At 70.8% G+C, this 17,317-nt stretch carries 14 protein-coding genes; 8 read left to right on the top strand and 6 right to left on the bottom strand.

Translation table 11 applies throughout. From position 1 onward, the window contains the following. Positions 1-24 precede the first annotated feature (24 nt). From BWO91_RS02805 to BWO91_RS02830, 6 genes are all read left to right on the top strand, one after another. On the top strand, positions 25-1,161 hold the full coding sequence (locus BWO91_RS02805; protein ID WP_064296014.1) for a DUF917 domain-containing protein: 1,137 nt from the start codon (positions 25-27) through the stop codon (positions 1,159-1,161). Next, positions 1,158-2,762: a hydantoinase/oxoprolinase N-terminal domain-containing protein gene (locus BWO91_RS02810; RefSeq protein ID WP_064296013.1), complete on the top strand. Its 1,605-nt coding sequence runs from the start codon at positions 1,158-1,160 to the stop codon at positions 2,760-2,762. Before BWO91_RS02805 ends, BWO91_RS02810 begins: the two co-directional genes overlap by 4 nt. 106 nt (positions 2,763-2,868) lie before the next feature. Further along, on the top strand, positions 2,869-4,461 hold the full coding sequence (locus tag BWO91_RS02815; protein ID WP_071261723.1) for an ABC transporter substrate-binding protein: 1,593 nt from the start codon (positions 2,869-2,871) through the stop codon (positions 4,459-4,461). 2 nt (positions 4,462-4,463) lie between these two features. Next, the gene (locus tag BWO91_RS02820) at positions 4,464-5,516 is read left to right on the top strand and encodes an ABC transporter permease (protein WP_079001089.1); all 1,053 of its coding nucleotides are present in this window, start codon (positions 4,464-4,466) and stop codon (positions 5,514-5,516) included. Between the two features lie 4 nt (positions 5,517-5,520). After that, positions 5,521-7,380, top strand: a complete 1,860-nt coding sequence (locus tag BWO91_RS02825) for a dipeptide/oligopeptide/nickel ABC transporter permease/ATP-binding protein (RefSeq protein WP_071261724.1) — start codon at positions 5,521-5,523, stop codon at positions 7,378-7,380. Continuing rightward, positions 7,377-8,165 (top strand): ABC transporter ATP-binding protein, encoded by a 789-nt coding sequence (locus tag BWO91_RS02830; RefSeq protein WP_079001091.1) that lies wholly within the window; start codon positions 7,377-7,379, stop codon positions 8,163-8,165. The genes BWO91_RS02825 and BWO91_RS02830 overlap by 4 nt, the downstream gene beginning before the upstream one ends. Before the next feature lie 138 nt (positions 8,166-8,303). On the opposite strand, the gene BWO91_RS02835 is transcribed toward BWO91_RS02830, so the two are convergent. The 5 genes from BWO91_RS02835 to BWO91_RS02855 all read right to left on the bottom strand — a co-directional run bounded on the left by BWO91_RS02835 (position 8,304) and on the right by BWO91_RS02855 (position 13,801). Then, on the bottom strand, positions 8,304-9,668 hold the full coding sequence (locus tag BWO91_RS02835) for an MFS transporter (RefSeq protein ID WP_079001093.1): 1,365 nt from the start codon (positions 9,666-9,668) through the stop codon (positions 8,304-8,306). A gap of 163 nt (positions 9,669-9,831) precedes the next feature. Beyond that, entirely contained in the window at positions 9,832-10,830 is a 999-nt protein-coding gene (locus BWO91_RS02840; RefSeq protein ID WP_079001095.1) for an ABC transporter substrate-binding protein, read from the bottom strand. Positions 10,831-10,890: 60 nt separating this feature from the next. Continuing rightward, entirely contained in the window at positions 10,891-11,742 is an 852-nt protein-coding gene (locus tag BWO91_RS02845; RefSeq protein WP_079001097.1) for an ABC transporter ATP-binding protein, read from the bottom strand. After that, on the bottom strand, positions 11,739-12,794 hold the full coding sequence (locus BWO91_RS02850; RefSeq protein WP_064297044.1) for a FecCD family ABC transporter permease: 1,056 nt from the start codon (positions 12,792-12,794) through the stop codon (positions 11,739-11,741). The genes BWO91_RS02845 and BWO91_RS02850 overlap by 4 nt, the downstream gene beginning before the upstream one ends. Further along, positions 12,791-13,801, bottom strand: coding sequence for a FecCD family ABC transporter permease (locus tag BWO91_RS02855; protein ID WP_064297045.1), 1,011 nt, complete (start codon positions 13,799-13,801; stop codon positions 12,791-12,793). Before BWO91_RS02855 ends, BWO91_RS02850 begins: the two co-directional genes overlap by 4 nt. Before the next feature lie 169 nt (positions 13,802-13,970). Between BWO91_RS02855 and BWO91_RS02860 the strand changes: the two genes are divergently transcribed. Together BWO91_RS02860 and BWO91_RS02865 are read left to right on the top strand one after the other, a co-directional pair. Further along, positions 13,971-15,245 carry a CaiB/BaiF CoA transferase family protein gene (locus BWO91_RS02860; protein WP_079001098.1) on the top strand — a complete coding sequence of 425 codons (1,275 nt, stop codon included), beginning with the start codon at positions 13,971-13,973 and terminating at the stop codon, positions 15,243-15,245. Positions 15,246-15,317: 72 nt separating this feature from the next. Then, complete coding sequence (locus BWO91_RS02865; RefSeq protein ID WP_079001100.1) at positions 15,318-16,157, top strand: FAS1-like dehydratase domain-containing protein; 840 nt, start codon at positions 15,318-15,320, stop codon at positions 16,155-16,157. A 137-nt stretch (positions 16,158-16,294) separates the two neighbouring features. On the opposite strand, the gene BWO91_RS02870 is transcribed toward BWO91_RS02865, so the two are convergent. Then, positions 16,295-17,239: a PDR/VanB family oxidoreductase gene (locus tag BWO91_RS02870; RefSeq protein ID WP_079001103.1), complete on the bottom strand. Its 945-nt coding sequence runs from the start codon at positions 17,237-17,239 to the stop codon at positions 16,295-16,297. Positions 17,240-17,317: the final 78 nt, after the last annotated feature.

Raw genomic sequence — 17,317 nt, forward strand, 5'->3', positions numbered from 1 at the left:
CCCCACCCTGCCTACGCTCGGTACATGTCAACGAACCACCCCGCTGCACGCTCCGCAGCGTCGGCCACGCCGATCACGAGCATCACCCTGGCCGACGTGCCGGCGCTCGCCGCAGGATGCGCCATCTTCGGCACCGGCGGCGGCGGCGCGGTGCAGACCCCGCAGCTCGGCGTCGAGATCGCCCTGGAGCGGTTCGGTCCGGTCCCCGTCAAACAGGTCGCCGACCTCGACGCGGACGACGTGGTCGTCGCCATGTCCGGCATCGGTGCCCCTTCGGTGGGCTTCGAGATGCTCGGCGCGAGCGGCCAGGCCGAGATCATCGTCGAGGAGATCGAGCGCCTCACGGGCAAGCGCATCACCACGATCATGGCGACGGAGATCGGCGGCAGCAACGGCGTCGGGCCCGTCGGCTGGGCCGCGAGCCTCGGCCTCAGCATCCTCGACGCCGACGGCATGGGACGTGCCTTCCCGGAAGCGCCGATGACCGCGATGAACGTCGCGAACCTCCCGCCCGGGTACGCGGTCCTCAGCGACGTGATCGGCAATGTCTCGATCCTGCGGCCGGTCAGCCTCGCCTGGCTCGAGCGCCACGCCCGCGCTCTCACCGTGGCCAGCGGAGCGATCTCGATCGGCGCCAACTACGTCATGGACCGCGACACCGTCCGCGGCGCGGTCATCGAGGGCAGCGTCAGTCGCGCCGTGCAGGTCGGGCGACGGCTCCTCACCGCCACCGACCCCGTCGGCGCACTCACGGACGAACTCGGCGCATCCCTCATCACCGGCGGCAAGGTCGTCGACATCGAGCGCCGCACCGAGGGCGGGTTCACCCGCGGCTCCGTCACGGTCGAGGGGATCGGCGAGCACCGCGGTCGCCTCACCCGCGTGGAGATCCAGAACGAGAACCTCGTCGTCATGGAGGACGGAGCGGTCATCGTCAGCGTCCCCGACCTCGTCACGATCGTCGACTCCGAGACGGGCGACGCGATCTCCACCGAGATGCTGCGCTTCGGGCAGCGGGTGAGCGTCCTCGCCTGGGCGTGCGATCCACTGTGGCGCACCGAGCGCGGCCTCGAACTCGCCGGTCCGCGCGCGTTCGGCTACGACCTCGACTACGAGCCGTTCGGCGTGAGCGCCGACGAGACCATTGGAGCGACCCGATGAGCGCCGGCACCAGCACCGTCACCGACACCTCGGGTGAACTCGCGATCGGCATCGACGTCGGCGGGACCAACACCGACGCCGTCGCGCTCTCGGGCACGGGCGAGGTCGTCTCGTGGACGAAGCAGCCCACCACCCGCGACGTCACCGGCGGCATCCGGGCGGCGCTCGCCGAGGTCCTCGACCAGCTCGGTGACGACCGCGGCCTCGTCACCCGCGTCATGCTCGGCACCACCCACGCGACGAACGCGATCGTCAACCGTCGCGACCTCGGACGCGTCGTCGTCATCCGGCTCGGCTCGCCCGCCGCCACCTCGCTCCCGCCGCTCGCCGGCTGGCCGCGGGAGCTGCGCGACGTCGTCCTCGCGGGGAGCATCCTCGCCGGCGGCGGCCACCTCGTCGACGGCTACCCGATCGCCCCGCTCGACCGCGACCTCATCCGTCGGGAGCTCGACGCCCTGGCCGGCACCTTCGACGCCGTCGCCGTCTGCGGGATCTTCAGCCCCTCGTTCCCCGAACAGGAGCTCGAGGTCGAGGCGCTCGTCCAGGACCACGTCGGGGTCGACATCCCGGTGTCGCTGAGCCACGAGATCGGCGCGCTCGGCCTGTTGGAGCGCGAGAACGCGACCGTCCTGAACGCGTCCCTCTATGCCGTCGCCCGCGACGTCACGAACGCGCTCACGACCGTCGTCGCCGAGGAGCGACTCGACGCGACCACTTATTTCGCCCAGAACGACGGCACGCTCATGGCCGTCGAGTACGCGGCGCGCTACCCGGTGCTCACGATCGGCTCCGGGCCGGCGAACTCCATCCGCGGTGCCGCGTTCCTCTCCGGTGCCGACAACGCGATCATCATCGACGTCGGCGGCACGACGAGCGACCTCGGCGTACTCGTCGACCGGTTCCCCCGCGAGTCGACCCTGCCCCGCGAGGTCGGTGGCGTCCGGACGAACTTCCGCATGCCCGACATCCTGAGCGTCGGCCTCGGCGGCGGCACGATCGTCGACACCGCGACCGGTGTCCCGCGGCACGACTCGGTCGGCTACCGGCTCACCGAGGAGGCGCTGCTGTTCGGCGGCACCACCCCGACCCTCACCGACGCGGCCTCGCTCCAGTTCGGCATCGCCGACCGCGAGCTGCCGCCCCTCGACCGCGCGACCCGCCAAGCACTCGAGCACGCGCTCGGCGTCGCCCACGAACGCATCGAGTCCGCCGTCGAGCGCATGTCGCTCGGCCGCACCGGCCTCCCGCTCGTCGTCGTCGGCGGCGGAGGATTCCTCGTCCCGGACGCCGTCCTCGGCGCGAGCGAGGTCCTGCGCCCGGCGCGCGGCAACGTCGCCAACGCCGTGGGCGCGGCCATCGCGCTCGCCGGTGGGCGCTCAGATCAGCTCTGCGACTTCGCCGACCGCGCAGCCGCCATCGAGGAGGCAGGACGCTCCGCGATCGAGAAGGCGATCCAGGCCGGCGCAGACCCGCGCTCGGTCGAGATCGTCGACGTGCTCGAGACCCCCGTCTCGTACGCCACCCGTCCCACCCTGAAGGTCTCCGTGAAGGCGGCGGGTCCGCTCGCCCGCATCGGAACGGCGACCCGACAGCGCATCTGACCCACCCCAGCACCAGCACAGCTCTCCACCAGCACCAGCACGGCACCTCACCCCATCTGATCCGGCCACCCGCGCACCACGGCCACCCGAGTACGAAGGATCCAGCATGAACAGCAAGCGGAAAGCCGCGGCGGCCCTCGCCACCGCGGCCCTCACCGCGGTGGCCCTCACCGCGTGCACCTCCTCGCAATCCTCCGATCCCTCCGGCGAGTACGTCTCCGGCGGCACCTTCGTCACCGCGATGAGCGGCGACCCCGGCAGCCTCGTCCCCATGACGGGCATCAGCCTCGAGGCCCGCGAGATCATCAGCTTCCACTACGAGTCGCTCGTGTACGTCAACGCCGACGGCGAGCTCCTGCCCTGGCTGGCCGAGAGCTGGGAGGAGGACGCGAGCTCCACCTCCATCACCTACACGCTCAAGGACGGCATCACCTGCGCGGACGGCACCCCGTTCACCGCGGAGACCGCCGCGGCGAACATCACCTACAACGCCGACCCGGCCAACGCGACCTTCTACTACGGCGCGCAGGTCTCCGAGCGGATGACCGCGACCGCCGACGGCAACCAGCTCACCGTCACGAGCTCGACGCCCGACCCGTTCATCCTCGCCAACACCGGCACCGTCGAGATGGTCTGCCAGGCCGGCCTCGACGACCCCGACTCCCTCGTCGAGACGATGAACGGCACCGGCCTCTTCACCCTCGACAAGGCGACCCCGGGTTCCAGCTACACCTTCACGAAGCGCGACGACTACACCTGGGGTCCCGAGGACGTCACGAGCGACACCAAGGGCCTGCCGGACACCTTCGAGGTCCGCGTCGTCACCGACCCCGGGACCGCCGCGAACCTGCTGCTCTCCGGTGACGTGAACGCCGCGAGCATCGGCGGCGCCGACCAGGACCGCGTCGAGGCGGCCGGTCTCGGCAGCGAGGGCGTGCGAAACCCGATCGGCGAGATGCTCTTCAACGAGCGTCCCGAGCGTCCCACCTCCGACCCGCTCGTCCGTGAGGCCCTCGTCACCGCGATCGACCGCGAGCAGGTCGGCGAGGTCGTCACCGACGGCACCGCCGAGGAATCGAAGTCGCTCGTCGTGAAGAGCCCCTACCTCTGCGTCGCCGACGGCCCGCAGTGGACGCTCCCCGAGACGGACGTCGAGAAGTCCGGCGAGCTGCTCGATGAGGCGGGCTGGAAGCTCGGTTCGGATGGCAAGCGGTCGAAGGACGGTGAGCCGCTGACGATCAAGTTCATCTACGACGCGGCCACCCCGAGCCACGCGGCAGCGGCCGAGCTCGTGCAGCAGACCTGGGACGAGCTGGGCGTCACGACGGAGCTCTCGGGCAACGACGCGAACGCCTGGTCCGAGCAGCTGTTCTCGACCTTCGACTGGGACACCGGCTTCGTGCAGATCGCTCCGGGCGGACCGGTCATCGTGAACACCTTCTTCGGTGGCGAGACCCCGGACAAGGGCGGCAACAACTTCATGTTCGTCGACAACCCGGAGTACGACGCGCTCGCCGAGCAGGCCAAGACGGCCAGCCCCGAGGAGACCTGCGACCTCTGGCAGCAGGCCGAGGCGAAGCTCATCGAGCGGACGGACGTGTTCCCGATCGCCGACGCGCAGGACTTCATGTACCTGAACGGCGCCGAGGTCGAGCGGCCGAACTTCATCCGCCCGACGAGCATCCGGATGGTCGGCTGATCATGGCGATCCCCTCGACCGTGACCACCGGGCAGGCCACCGACCCGGCCACGGGCCCCGGCGGCCCGGCGGTCGCGCGTCGAGGGGGTCGTGGCGTCCTCGGCGGACTCTCCCCGCGGACGTCCTTCATCCTCCGACGACTCGGCCGGGTGCTCGTCTCCCTCGCCATCGTCATCGTCGCGACGTTCCTGATCGTGCAGCTCGTGCCGGGCGACCCGGTGCGGGCTGCGCTCGGGAACAGTGCGACGCCGGAACTCGTCGAGCGGACGCGCGCCGACCTCGGCTTGAACGTGCCGGTGCCGGAGCAGTTCGTCAACTACGTCAGCGGACTGTTCCGCGGCGACTTCGGCACGGCGATCGGGTCGCAGCGGCCGGTCGCCGACACGATCGCGCAGCGCTTCCCGGTGACGCTCACCCTCGCGGTCGCGTCCTTCCTCCTCGCGGCGATCGGCGCCTTCCCCATCGGCGTCGCGACCGCGGTGTCCTCGCGCACCGGCCGCCGCCGACTCGCCGACCTCGGCGTCTCGGGTCTGCTCGGCGTGCTGATCGCCATCCCGAGCCTCCTGCTCGCCGTCGGTCTCATCGCCGTGTTCAGCATCGGGCTCAAGGTGCTCCCGGCCGCCGGCTGGGGAGGCTTCGACCAGGCGATCCTGCCGGTGGTGGCCCTCGCGGTCGGCCCGATGGCCTACCTGGCCCGCATCGTGCACGTGGAGATGCTGGCCGTCCTCGAGATGCCGTACATGACCACGGCACGGAGCAAGCGCCTCCCGACACACCTCGTCTACCTCCGGCACGCGCTGCCGAACATGGTGACGTCCACGCTCACGATCGGCGGCATCATCCTCACGGGTATGGTCGCCGGCACCGTGCTCATCGAGACGGTCTTCGCCATCCCCGGTCTCGGGACGAGCATCGTCTCGTCGATCACCTCGAAGGACTACCCGATGATCCAAGGCATCGTGCTCGTGTACGCGATCCTCGTCCTCGGTCTCAACCTCCTCATCGACATCGCGCTCGCGACGATCGATCCGCGCTCCTCGATCACGGAGGGCTGAGCTCATGAGCATCCGTCCGACCACCTCCAGTCCCACACCCTCACGCCGATCGCCGGTGCTCGACCGCCTCCGCACCCCGCGCGGCCTCACCGGCGCGATCGGCGCGCTCCTGATCATCGTGGTCGCGGTCGTCGGCCCGACCGTCTGGGGGTCCGCCGCCGACACGACGTCCGTGGCCGACCGCCTCGCCGGTGCGAGCCTGGCCCACCCCTTCGGCACCGACGAGCTCGGCCGGGACGTCTTCGCCCGGGTCATGGTCGCTACGCGGGTGTCCGTGCTCCTGACCCTCGGCGCCACGGCGATCTCGGTCGTCGGCGGCGTCGTGCTCGGGGCCGTCGCGACGGTCCTGCCTCGACCGCTCCGCCGACTCGTCACCGCCCTCATCGACATCCTGCTGTCGTTCCCGTGGCTCCTCATGGCGCTGTTCTTCTCGGTGATCTGGGGCGCGAGCGCCACCGGCGCGATGCTCGCCGTCGGGTTCGCCGGCGTGCCGACCTTCGCCCGCCTCACCTACACGCTCGCGTCGTCGCTCATCGGTCGCGACTACGTGAAGGCCGCGCGGATCGCGGGTGTCGGGCAGGCGGAGGTGCTCGTCCGGCACGTCATGCCGAACATGCTCCCGCCGATGCTCGTGAACGCGGCGGTCTCCGCCTCCGGCACGCTGCTCGCTTTCGCCGGCCTGTCCTTCCTCGGTCTCGGGGTCCAGGCGCCCGAGTACGACTGGGGGCGCCTCCTCGGCCTCGGGATCGCCCGCATCTACGGCAACCCGATGGCGGCGATCGGTCCCGGTATCGCGCTCGTCGTGTGCGGTGTCATCTTCACGCAGCTCGGCGAGCTCTGGAACGAGTCCTCGAAGCGGCTGCTCGGCCTGCCTGCGCCGGCGCGACGTCGCACCGCGGCTCCCGCGACCGCCTCGGCTGCGGCTGCGACCCCGGCCGACCAGGAGCCCGTCGTGCAGGTGCGCGACCTCCGCGTCGCCTTCCCGGACCGCGACGGCCGACTCGTCGAGCGCGTCCACGGCATCAGCCTCACGATCATGCCCGGCGAGGTCGTCGGTGTCGTCGGCGAGTCCGGATCGGGCAAGTCGGTGAGCGCGATGGCGATCGCCGCCCTCCTCGGGCCGGACTCCTCGGTACAGGCCTCGGAGCTGAGCTTCCGCGGGATCGACATGACCGCACCGCTCACGAAGGCCGAGCGCAGCCGCCTCGGTCTCGAGCTGGCCATGGTCTTCCAGGACCCGCTCACCTCGCTCAACCCCTCGCTCACGATCGGGAAGCAGCTCCGCGAGACCGTCGAGGTCCACGAGGGGCTGTCGACGGCCGAGTCCACGAAGCGTGCCGAGGCCGCGCTCGAGTCGGTGCGGATCCCGCTTCCGGCCAAGCGCCTGAAGCAGTTCCCGCACGAGCTGTCCGGCGGCATGCGCCAGCGGGCCATGATCGGCATGGGACTCATGGGCCGCCCGAAGCTGCTCATCGCCGACGAGCCCACGACGGCGCTCGACGTGACGGTGCAGCGTCAGGTCCTCCGGGTCCTCCACGAGGCGCAGGAGCAGACGGGCGCTGCGATCCTGCTCATCTCGCACGACATCGCCCTCGTCAGCGGGTTCTGCGACCGCATCCTCGTCATGAAGGACGGCCGCATCGTCGAATCGCTCGATGCCGACCGCCTCCACGAGGCGCGGCATCCGTACACCCGTGGGCTCATCGCCTGCGTCCCCGACATGACCTCCGACCGCACCATGCCGCTCCCGGTCATCGGTGCGATCGACGAGATCGACGAGGAGGACCCCCTGGTCCCTGCCCTTCGACAAGCTCAGGATCCGGTTGTCGAAGGGCCCATCACCATCGAAGGACAGCGCGCATGACCGGTCTCGAGTTCTCCGGCCTCACGGTCCGCTACGGCCACGGCGTGTCCGCGCACACCGCGGTCGACGGCTTCGACCTCACGGTCCGACCGGGCACGTCCCACGGGCTCGTGGGGGAGTCGGGCTCGGGCAAGTCGACGGTCGCCGCGGCCGCCGTCGGCCTCGTCATCCCGAGCGCCGGCGGCATCCGACTGAACGGCGCCGACATCGTGGGGCGCTCGTCCGCTGCCCGTCGTGCGCGTCGACGCGTGCAGCTCGTCTTCCAGGACCCGTACTCCGCGCTCGACCCGCGCATGCCGATCGGACTGTCGATCGCCGAGGGGTCCCGGGCGACGGGGCGCTCCTGGAGTCGCTCGGAGCAGCGGTCCCGGGTGGGTGAGCTGCTCGAGCGCGTGCACATCGACCCGGACCGGGCGAATGACCTGCCGTCGGCGTTCTCGGGTGGTCAGCGGCAGCGCATCACGATCGCCCGGGCGCTCGCGGCCGAACCGGAGGTCCTCATCGCCGACGAGATCACCTCGGCGCTCGACGTGTCGGTGCAGGGCGTCGTCCTCAACCTGCTGCGCGAGCTGCAGCGCGAGCTCGAACTCACGGTGCTGTTCATCTCCCACAACCTCGCCGTCGTGAACTACATGTGCGACACGGTGAGCGTCATGCAGGCCGGCCGGGTCGTCGAGGCGGGCCCCACGGCCACCGTCCTCGCTGCTCCCGAGGACGCCTACACCCGAGAACTCCTGGCCTCCGTGCCCGTGATGGGCCGTCGCATGACCTGGGACGAGGAGTAGCGGAGGGATTCCCGCTCCCGGTCACTGAGTGCACCTCCGCCGGTCACTGAGCTTGTCGAAGTGCGCACGGGTGACGTCGCCCTTCGACGGGCGGTTCCTGAGCCTGTCGAAGGGCGGGATCGGGGGGGGGGGGGCAGGTCAGCCGCGCTGCTTCCGCGGCAGGGTCTCCGGGAGGAACGCGATCCCGACGATGCCGATCGCGCTGAGCACCAGCAGGTACGCCGCCACCAACCACGGTGCCCCACCGCTCGCGGCGACGAGCGCGGTCGCGACGAGCGGGACCGTCCCGCCGACGAGGGCGGCCGGGATCTCGCGGGAGAGCGCGATGCCGCTCCAGCGCATCGAGGTCGGGAAGATCTCGGCGAGCAGCGCCCCCGAGGTGCCGATGGTGGAACCCTGGATGACGGCGAGGCCGAGGATCAGGCCCAGCGCGACGAGGGTCGACTGCTCCGTGTTGTAGAGCAGGAACATCGGGAACGCGTAGACCACACCGAAGATCGCGGCGCCCATGAGGACGGGCTTGCGACCGATGCGGTCGGCGAGGCGACCGAACAGCAGCGCCGTCGGGATGGTCAGGACCTCGGCGACGATGAGACCGATGAGCGCCTCCGTCGGGTTCACACTCAGCGTGCCCGTGACGTACGACAGCGAGAACACCTGCACGACGTAGACCCATGGCAGGGCGAACGTGAACAGCGCCATGCCGCAGATGATCACGCGCCAGTGCGAGCGGATCGCGCCGGCCAGCGGAGCGGAGGTGACGGCACCGCGCTCCTCGGCGCTCTCGAACGCCTTCGTCTCCTTCACGCGCAGGCGGAAGTACAGGGCGAAGGCGACGATGACGACGCTCGCGAGGAACGGGATCCGCCAACCCCAGCTCTGGAACTGTTCGATCGGCAGCGTGCTCACCACGGCGAAGACGGTGGTCGCGAGCGCCATGCCCACGTACACGGAGGCACCGGGGAACGAGGCGGCGAACGCGCGGTGCTTCACGTCGGCGGACTCGCTCGCCATCGTGATCGCGCCCGCGAACTCGGCGCCCGAGCCCATGCCCTGGAAGATCCGCAGCACGATGAGCAGGATCGGTGCCCAGATGCCGATGGTCTCGGCGGTGGGGAGCAACCCGATGATGGTGGTCGCGACGCCCATGAAGAGGAGCGTGATGAGCAGCGTCGGTTTGCGCCCGAGCTTGTCGCCGTAATGGGCGAAGATCAGGCCGCCGATCGGGCGGGCACCGAAGCCGACCGCGAAGCCGGCGAACGCGCCGAGCAGGCCGGCGAGGTCACCGGCGCCGGGGAAGAACAGCGGCGCGAACACGAGCGCGGAGGCCAGCCCGTAGAGGGTGAAGTCGTACCATTCGATGACGGTGCCGACCGAGCTGGCGAGGATGGCGCGGCGACGCTGCACCCGGGAGTCGAGGCCGTCGCGATCGATGTCGCTCTGGCCTGCGGTGGTGGTGTCGGATCCGCGTGGGTCGCTCTCGCGCGCGCTCTGGATGGCCATGGCACTCCTTCGTGTTGGGCGCACCCGGACGGCCGGGACGCCTGACGAGGCTACCGGCCGTCTGGAGGCTCAGCCCATGTGCGGTCGGCACACTCCGGAGCCGTTCCGGTGCGTCGGGAGCACACGGGGTGAGGCGCCCGAGGGCCGCCCCACCCCGTGCTCGCTACAGCGCCTTCGACTCGCGGAGGATCCCGGCGAGCGTCTCCATCTGCTTCGCCTGAGACGTGTAGTCGAGGGCGGCGGTGTTCCAGGAGTGGATCTGGCCGGCGACGAGCGCCGGGTGCGAGGCGAAGGTCGCCTGCGCCTCGAGGTCGCTCTGCTGGAAGCCCTCGACGTTGACGAGCAGGACGTCACCGGTCATCGCCTGGCCGGCGTTCTCCCAGCTGTAGATGTCCCAGTAGTAGTAACCGTCCGGGTTCGCGTTCGTGTACTTCACGCCGAGTTCGCTGTACAGCTCGGTCTCCGGCTCGTCCTGCGGCTTGACGACGTAGATGCCGCTCGCGTCCGCGTACATCTGCGTGACCTCGAGGTCGGTCTCCTTCGCTGCGTCGGTCAGGTCCGCTGCTGCGGCGTCGTACTTCTCCTTCGCCGCGGCGATGGTGTCCTCGTCGGCTCCGAGCGCCTCGGACAGCTTGTTGAGCGAGGCGATGACGTCGGCACCCTTGCCGCCGACCTTGATGGCGACGACCGGAGCGATCTTCTCCAGCTGCTCCTGCTGCTCGACGTCGGCGACACCGTAGTACGGGCCCTTGAGGTCGAGCGTGCCGTCGCGATCGGTCGGGTAGATCCCCGTCACGATGAGGTCGGGTGCCGCCTCGGCGAGTGCCTCGAGGTCGATCTCGCCGTAGCTGTTGCCGACGATGGCCGTGTCGCCGAGGTCGTAGTCCGAGAACCGCTTGTCGGTGGCGACGTCGACGCGACCGAAGACCGCGACGGGGTCGATGCCGTTGCCGTGCAGGCCGAGCGCGTAATCGGCGAAGCTCGCGATGCGCTTGGGCTGCTCGTCGAGCTTGACCGTGGTGCCGGTGTCGTCGGTGTAGCTCCAGGCGCCGCTGCTGTCGGCTTCGGAGGCGGCGGTGGGGGAGCAGCCGGCGAGGCCGACCAGGGCGAGCGCGGGCACGAGCACGAGTGCGGCGCGGCGGAGGCGTGAAGAGATCGTCATGATACTTAGGGTAGCCGAACCTAAGTCACGAAACGATATCGGAATGCCCGATCGCCCGGATCATTCCGCGTCGAGGGCGATCGCGTCGTCGGGGTCGACCGGCACGATGAGTGGCGAACCGCTGCTCGGGTCGGGGATGACGATCGCGTCGAGGTCGAACGCCTCCCGGAGCACGGCCGGGGTGAGGACCTCCCAGGGGGTGCCGTCGGCGATGACCCGGCCGCCGCCCACGACGACGAGGCGGTCGGAGTAGCGACCGGCGAGCGTGAGGTCGTGCAGGACCATGACGACCGTCGCGCCACGTTCGCGGTTGATCGACCGCACGAGTCGGAGGACGTCGAGCTGGTGGCTGAGGTCGAGGAAGGTCGTCGGCTCGTCGAGCAGGATCGTTGGGGCCCGCTGCGCGAGGACCAGGGCGATCCAGGCGCGCTGCAACTGCCCGCCCGACAGGGAGGCCGTGTCGCGGTCGGCGAGGGTCTCGAGACCGGTGGCGGCGAGCGCCTCGTCGACGGCGATCGTGTCGGCGGGCGTCCACGGCTTGAGGAGGCTCTGGTGCGGGTGCCGGCCCCGCGAGACGAGGTCGCGGACGGTCGTCGCCGACGGCGTCAGGGGCTTCTGCGGCAGGATCGCCAGCCGGCGCGCGACCTCGCGGGTCGGGATCGACCGCACGCCGCGGCCGTCGAGCTCGACCGTGCCGGCGGTCGGGGTGAGCAGGCGACCGAACGCCTTGAGCAGCGTCGACTTGCCGCAGCCGTTGGCGCCGATGAGGGTCGTGACCTCGCCCGTCTCGATGCGGAGGTCGAGCCCCTCGAACACCACCGTCTGGTCGTAGGCCAGGGAGACGCCCCGAGCCTCGAGGGCGGGCGTCGGGCGCTCCTGCGCGGGCGATGCGGTCGTGGCGGGGTCGGTCATGCGGAGGTCTCCCGTTCCTTGCGGCGCGTCAGCAACCAGATGAGATAGGGCGCGCCGACGATCGCCGTGATGATGCCCACCGGGATCTCGCCCGGCAGGACACCACGGACGAGCGCGTCGCCGCCCGTGACGATGACGGCGCCGAGCAGCGCGGAGGCGAGCAGCGGCGGGCGACCGGTGCGGGCCAGGCGGCGGGCGATCTGCGGCGCGACGAAGGCGACGAACTCGATCGGCCCCGCCGCGGACACGGCCGCGGCGACGAGCAGGACCGCGCACGCGATGACGACGATCCGATGCCGCTGGACCGCGACGCCGAGGCCGGTCGACAACTCGTCGCCGAGCTGGCTGATGTCGAGGCTGCTCGTCTGCAGGACCGCGATCGGCGTCAGGATCACCAGCGCGACGAGCACCGGCCACACGCTCGACCAGGAGATGCCCGAGAGGCTGCCGACGAGCCACTGTGCCGCCGCTGCCGCCTCGGTGATCTGCGCCCGGGCGATGAGGTAGCTCGTGATGCCGCCGAGGGTCGCGGTGGCACCGATGCCGATGAGGATGAGTCGGAAGCTGTCGACGCCGCCGCGCCAGGACAGCGCGTAGACGGCGGCGGAGGTGACGAGGGCGCCGATCGCGGCCATGGCGGGCAAGCCCAGGCTGAGGGCGCCGGCCCCGACCGAGTAGCTGCCGCCGACCAGGACGATCGCGGCCACGGCCCCGAGCGCGGCACCCGAGGTGACACCGAGGATGTCCGGAGTGGCGAGCGGGTTGCGTGCGAAGGTCTGGGTCAGGGCCCCGGCGAGTCCGAGGGACGCACCGACGAGGAGGCCGCCGACGACCCGGGGGAGGCGGAGCTCGAACACGATGAGTTCCTGGCCGCCGGTCCCGCCGCCGAGCAGGGTGGTGATCACGTCGGGGATCGTCAGGGACGACGAGCCGGCGACGATCCCGAGCAGGGCGAACGCCAGCGCGACGACGAGACAGGCGATCGTGACGCCGACGACCCGCCCTCGCCACAGGCGGCCGAAGAAGCGGCTGCCCTCCCGCACGGCGCTCACAGCTCCGCCATCCGTCCGCGACGCACGATGGCGATGAACGCGACGCCGCCCACGACGGTGAGGACGACGCCCACGGGCACCTCGGCGGTGCCACCGATGAGTCGACCGATCACGTCGCACGCGAGCAGCACGCTCCCGCCGACGAGTCCCGAGGCGGGGAGGAGCCAGCCGTGGTGCCCGCCCACGAGGGTGCGCGCGATGTGCGGGGCGGTGAGTCCGACGAAGGCGATCGGGCCGGTCAGGGCCACGGCGGCGGCCGTGAGCAGGGTGATCGCGGCGAGCCCCACGAGTCGTGCGCGGATGAGGTTCTCACCGAGGCCGTTCGCCAGCTCGGTCCCGAGCGCCAGGGCGTTCAGCGAGCGGATGTTGGCGACCGCGAACACGAGGCCGAGCCCGGCGAAGACCAGGGCCGCGTCGACGCCCGTGAGCGATCGGCCGGACAGCGAACCGACCACCCAGATGCGATAGGCGGCGAGCGTCGTCTCGTCGGACAGGACGAGGTACGAGGTCAGGGCGACGAGCAGGGCCGAGACGGCGGTGCCGGCGATCGCGAGCGGGACAGGACTCGACAGTCCGCGGCCGAGCGCGGCGACGGAGAACACGATGACGCTGGCGACGGTGGCGCCGAGCAGGGCGAGCCAGAGGGTCGTGATCACCGAGCTCGTGCCGAGCACGTAGACCCCGACGACGACCGCGAGGCTCGCGCCGGCGGAGACACCGAACAGGCCGGGGTCGGCGAGCGGGTTGCGGGTCTGCCCCTGCATGACGGCACCGGCGATGCCGAGACAGACGCCGACGAGGACGCCGAGCACCGTGCGCGGCACCCGCGACCCCCAGACGACGGCGCCGGTGTCCTGGGCGGGGTCGAACAGGGCGGTGAGGACGGCCACGGGACTGATGAGGTTGCTGCCGAGCATCAGGCTCGCGAGGGCGATGACGAGGAGCGCCACGGCCAGCGTGCCGACGGCGAGCGCGCGTCTCGATCGGAGGAGGGTCGCGCTGCGCATGGAGTTAGCCTAGCCTCACCTATCCCGGTCGCGATGCACGCCCGTCATCCGGGGCGACGGAGGGGTGATCCATGGAACGGCGCAGGAGGTGTGCGGTTCACCCATGGGTGAGGCCTCCACCGCCCGATACCGTTGACCGGTACGGAGTACAGCGATCAGGAGGACACGAATGACCGAGCAGCCGTCGACCGGAGCCGACACCGAAGCGGTCCTCGCCGCCACGGAACGACTCGCCGTCCCGCCCGGCTCGCTCGAGGGCGTCGTGGTCCTCGACCTCTCCCGTGTCCTCGCCGGCCCCTACGCCGCATCGATGCTCGCCGACCTCGGCGCGACCGTCATCAAGATCGAGAACCCGAACGACCCCGACGTCTCCCGGGGCTTCCCGCCCTACCTGCGCGACGGCGACGAGGAGTTCAGCGGCTACTACGGCCAGTACAACCGCGGCAAGTTCGGTCTGGCGCTCGACCTCGCGAGCGACGCCGGAAAGGAGGTGCTGCGCGACCTCGTCGCGAGCGCCGACATCCTCGTCGAGAACTTCCGCCCGGGGACGATGGCGAAGCTCGACCTGCCGTACGAGGCGCTCGCCGCCATCAACCCCAAGCTCGTGTACACGGCGATCTCCGGCTACGGACAGACGGGTTCGCGCAGCCGCCGCCCGGCCTTCGACAACACGGCCCAGGCCGCCGGCGGACTCTGGTCCATGAACGGCTACGCGGACCAGCCGCCCGTGCGCGTCGGCGTCACCATCGGCGACCTCTCCGCGACGATGTTCGGCGTCATCGGCACCCTCGCCGCGCTGCGGCACGCCGAGCGCACCGGCGTGGGCCAGCTCGTCGACGTCGCCCAGGTCGACAGCATCATCGCGATGACCGAGACCGCCGTCGTCGACTACACCGTCGACGGGACCGTCGCCTCGCCGTCCGGCAACGAACACGCCTGGGTGCGGCCCTACGAGCTGTTCCCCTGCGCCGACGGTCAGGTGTTCTTCGGCGCGTACACCGACAAGCTCTGGAAGGCGAGCTGCGAGCTGTTCGGCACGCCCGAGGCGATCGCCGACCCCGAGATCGACACCATGCGCAAACGCTTCGACGAGGAGGTCTACGCCCGTCGCGTCAAGCCGCTCGTCATCTCCTGGTTCGCGGACCGCACCCGCGCCGAGCTCGAGGAACTGGCCGGCGACGTCGTCCCGCTCACCGCCGTGAAGACCATCGGCGAGGTCGTCGACGACCCCGGGACGGCCGAACGCGACATGGTCGTCGAGACCGACTACGGCTCCTTCGGCACCCTCCGCTCCTTCGGCCAGCCGATCAAACTGAGCGCGACGCCCGCGACCACCGACCGCCCCGCGAACCACATGGGCGAGCACGCGGACGACGTGCTGACGGCGCTCGCCGGGTACGACGCCGACCGTATCGCCGCGTTGCGGTCCGACGGGGTGATCTGAGTGGGAGTCGTGGATCGGACGGAACAGCCTGCCGACCGTATCGCCGCGTTGCGGTCCGACGGGGTGATCTGAGTGGGGCTCGTCGAGCGGACAGAGCAGCTCGATCTCCGTCCCGCCTCCTGGTATCGCAGCACCTTCGCGACCGCGGCACCGGAACCGGTGCTCGGCGAGGAGCTCCCCGCCGGCTGGGAGGGCGTCCACTTCCCGTTCGAGACGTCGTTCGCGCAGCTCCGCGAGGACGGCTCACCCGCGGAGGACGGCGTGCTGCCGATCATCGACCTGCCGCGCCGCATGTACGCGGGGGAGGACACCGAGTTCTTGGCGCCCCTCCGCTACGGCGACATGGTGACGCAGCGTACGAGCCTCGGTTCGCTCGTCGAGAAGCAGGGGCGGGCCGGCCGCCTGGTCTTCGCCGACCTCGTGCGTGAGTACCTCGTCGACGGCGAGGTCACCGTCCGCAGCACCTGGCACGACGTGTTCCTCGAGGCGCAGCCCGCGGTGCCCTCCCCGCGGACGGCGGCGCCCGAGGTGGCCGCCGAGGACGTCGATCCCGATGTCGGAGCCGACTGGACCGTGACCCGGTCGCTCGACTCCCGCCAGCTGTTCCGTTTCTCGGCCGTGACGGGCAACACGCACCGCATCCATTACGACCGACAGTGGGCGCGTGAGGTCGAGGGGCTCGACGACCTCCTCGTGCACGGTCCGCTCACCCGCATCCTGGTGCTCGACGCCCTCACGGCGAACGCCGGTGGTCGTCGGCTCGCGTCGGTCCGCTTCCGCGCGGAGGCACCGGTGCTCGTCGACACGGCGTTCCGCATCGCGGGGACGGACGGCCCGGAGGGCACCTCGGTCGTCGTGCGTGCCGCCGACGGCACGGTCCTGGCCTCCGCCGACGCCACCTGGCGCCCCTGACCAACGGGGTGCGTGCCTCCGGCAGCTGAGCCCTCCATCGGTCACTGAGCTTGTCGAAGTGCTCACGGGCGACGACGCCCTTCGACAGGCTCAGGGGCCGGGGTCGGGTGCTGAGAGGTCGGGCCGCGCCGCGCCGCCTACGCGTCGATCACGAGCGTCGGCGTCAGCGACCTCGACACACACGGGTACATGATCATCGACGCGTCGTCGGTCGTCAGGGAGTCGCGATGCTCCGGCGTCCCGTCCACCACCTGCACGGCGCAGGAGCCGCAGACGCCCCGCATGCACGACCCGGCGACACCGACCCGCGCGGCCTGCATCGCCTGCAGCATCGTCTGCCCGGCGGGAACCTCGACGGTCCGCTCCGACCTCGCGCACTCGACGGTGAACGCCGTGTTCGGCAGGTAGGCGCGGGGCTTCGGCTCGAACCGCTCGAGGTGCAACCGGCAGCCCTCGGGCAGCGTCTCGGCCAGGTTCGTGAGGGTGTCGGTGAACCCGCGTGGCCCGCAGGCCGACACGTCGGTGCCCGGCTCGAGGCCCGCGAGGAGGCCGGCCAAGTCGAGACGGCCGCTCTCCGCGCTGACATGGATCCGCACGTGGTCGCCCAGAGCCTCGAGCTCCGGCGCGAACGCGACGTCCTCCCGGGTACGCACCGCGTAGACGAGGGTCCAATCGGCGTCGCCCGCGGCCAACCGACGCGCCATCGAGAGCAGCGGCGTGATCCCGATGCCGGCCGCGAGGAGCAGGTGCCGCTTCGCGTCCGAGAGTGGGAACAGGTTCCTTGGTGGCCGGATGAACACCTTCCGACCGACCTTGAGGAAGTTGTGGATGTAGTGCGAGGCACCCCGCGAGTGCTCCTCCCGCAGGACGGCGATCCGGTACCGGAACTCGTCCGCAGGATCACCGCAGAGCGAGTACTGCCGTTCGTGGCGGGTGATGAGCTGCAGGTCGATGTGCGCTCCGGGGTCCCACGGCGGGAGTCGGCGGCCCTCCGGATCGGCGAGCACGACGCTGACGATCGTCGGTGTCTCGCGCACGATCTCCTGGACGATGAGCGGGGTCATGCCCGCGCGATTGCGCATCAGAAATCCCTCGTGTCGATGGCATCGCCGATCTGGAGATCAGGACCGGTCATGCCCGCGCGATTGCGCATCAGTAGC

Source organism: Plantibacter flavus, assembly GCF_002024505.1.
Taxonomy (GTDB): domain Bacteria; phylum Actinomycetota; class Actinomycetes; order Actinomycetales; family Microbacteriaceae; genus Plantibacter; species Plantibacter flavus_A.

Coding starts and splice junctions, on each gene's coding strand:
- BWO91_RS02805 (WP_064296014.1), top strand. CDS start 25: ATGTCAACGAACCACCCCGCTGCACGCTCCGCAGCGTCGGCCACGCCG.
- BWO91_RS02810 (WP_064296013.1), top strand. CDS start 1,158: ATGAGCGCCGGCACCAGCACCGTCACCGACACCTCGGGTGAACTCGCG.
- BWO91_RS02815 (WP_071261723.1), top strand. CDS start 2,869: ATGAACAGCAAGCGGAAAGCCGCGGCGGCCCTCGCCACCGCGGCCCTC.
- BWO91_RS02820 (WP_079001089.1), top strand. CDS start 4,464: ATGGCGATCCCCTCGACCGTGACCACCGGGCAGGCCACCGACCCGGCC.
- BWO91_RS02825 (WP_071261724.1), top strand. CDS start 5,521: ATGAGCATCCGTCCGACCACCTCCAGTCCCACACCCTCACGCCGATCG.
- BWO91_RS02830 (WP_079001091.1), top strand. CDS start 7,377: ATGACCGGTCTCGAGTTCTCCGGCCTCACGGTCCGCTACGGCCACGGC.
- BWO91_RS02835 (WP_079001093.1), bottom strand. CDS start 9,668: ATGGCCATCCAGAGCGCGCGCGAGAGCGACCCACGCGGATCCGACACC.
- BWO91_RS02840 (WP_079001095.1), bottom strand. CDS start 10,830: ATGACGATCTCTTCACGCCTCCGCCGCGCCGCACTCGTGCTCGTGCCC.
- BWO91_RS02845 (WP_079001097.1), bottom strand. CDS start 11,742: ATGACCGACCCCGCCACGACCGCATCGCCCGCGCAGGAGCGCCCGACG.
- BWO91_RS02855 (WP_064297045.1), bottom strand. CDS start 13,801: ATGCGCAGCGCGACCCTCCTCCGATCGAGACGCGCGCTCGCCGTCGGC.
- BWO91_RS02860 (WP_079001098.1), top strand. CDS start 13,971: ATGACCGAGCAGCCGTCGACCGGAGCCGACACCGAAGCGGTCCTCGCC.
- BWO91_RS02870 (WP_079001103.1), bottom strand. CDS start 17,239: ATGCGCAATCGCGCGGGCATGACCCCGCTCATCGTCCAGGAGATCGTG.